This is a genomic window from Pseudonocardia sp. SID8383, from assembly GCF_009864975.1.
In the GTDB taxonomy this organism is placed as follows: domain Bacteria; phylum Actinomycetota; class Actinomycetes; order Mycobacteriales; family Pseudonocardiaceae; genus Pseudonocardia; species Pseudonocardia alni.
Map to the genome: position 1 here is coordinate 1 of NZ_WWFY01000904.1, position 1,105 is coordinate 1,105.

1 protein-coding gene and 1 pseudogene are annotated in these 1,105 nt (G+C 75.5%); both read right to left on the minus strand.

Going from position 1 to position 1,105, the window contains the following annotated elements; all coding sequences use genetic code 11:
* Positions 1-681 (minus strand): ribulose-phosphate 3-epimerase (gene rpe / locus GTW08_RS21620; RefSeq protein WP_161152450.1); only part of this gene is annotated, 681 nt, incomplete at its 3' end.
* Between the two features lie 77 nt (positions 682-758).
* Positions 759-1,105, minus strand: a pseudogene (locus GTW08_RS21625) (rRNA small subunit methyltransferase B); the annotation flags it as partial.

Below are 1,105 nucleotides of genomic sequence, written 5' to 3' on the forward strand. Positions count from 1 at the left end.
GGCCCAGCGGTGCGGGTTCGCGCGGCGGACGCTGTCGCGCAGCGCGGCGACGGCGCGGCCCGGGTCCTCGGCGCCGTAGACGGCCGACCCGGCGACGAAGCAGTCGACGCCGGCCTCGGCGGCCGCGTCGATGGTGTCGGCGTTGATGCCGCCGTCGATCTCGACGAGCACGGTGAGGTGCCCGGTGTCGACCAGGTTGCGGACGGTGCGGACCTTGTCGAGGACCTCGGGGATGAAGCTCTGCCCGCCGAAGCCGGGCTCGACGCTCATGACCAGCAACGTGTCGTAGTGGCGGAGCACCTCGACCCAGGGGTCGAGCGGGGTGCCGGGCTTGATCGACAGCCCGGCGAGGGACCCGGCGGCGCGCAGGTTCTTGGCGAGCATCACCGGATCGTGGGCGGCCTCGGCGTGCACGGTGACGTTGCGGGCGCCCGCCTCGGCGTAGCCCGGGGCCCAGCGGTCCGGGTCCTCGATCATCAGGTGGCAGTCGAGCGGGATGTCGGTGGCGGCGCGCAGGCTCTGCACCACCGGCAGGCCGAGCGTCAGGTTCGGCACGAAGTGCGCGTCCATGACGTCGACGTGCAGCCAGTCCGCGCCGTTCCCGGTCCCGTCGCCGCCCACGGCGGCGGCCTCCTCGCCGAGTCGGGCGAAGTCGGCCGAGAGGATGCTGGGCGCGATCATCGGGTGCACGCCGAGGAGGTTACTGGCCGCTCGCCGGCGGCCCCGCACCCGTGGGCGAGGCCGCCGTCACACCGCGGTCAGTCGTCGAGCGGGCGGCGCAGCAGCGCCAGGAACATCGCGTCGGTGCCGTGCACGTGCGGCCACAGCTGGACGGTCGGCCCGTCCCCGAGGCCGGGGACCTCGCCGGGCAGCCAGGCGCGCGCGTCGAGCTGTTCGACGGCACCGGCCGGGCCGGGGCGTCCGTCGCGGCCGACGATCCGGCCGACGACGCCGGCGGTCTCCGACACGTGCGGCGAGCAGGTGACGTAGGCGACGACGCCGCCGGGTCGGACATGACGCAGCGCAGCGACGAGCAGCTCGCGCTGCAGCCGGGTCAGCGTCGCGATGTCCTCGGGGCGGCGCCGCCAGCGGGCCTCGGGGCGGC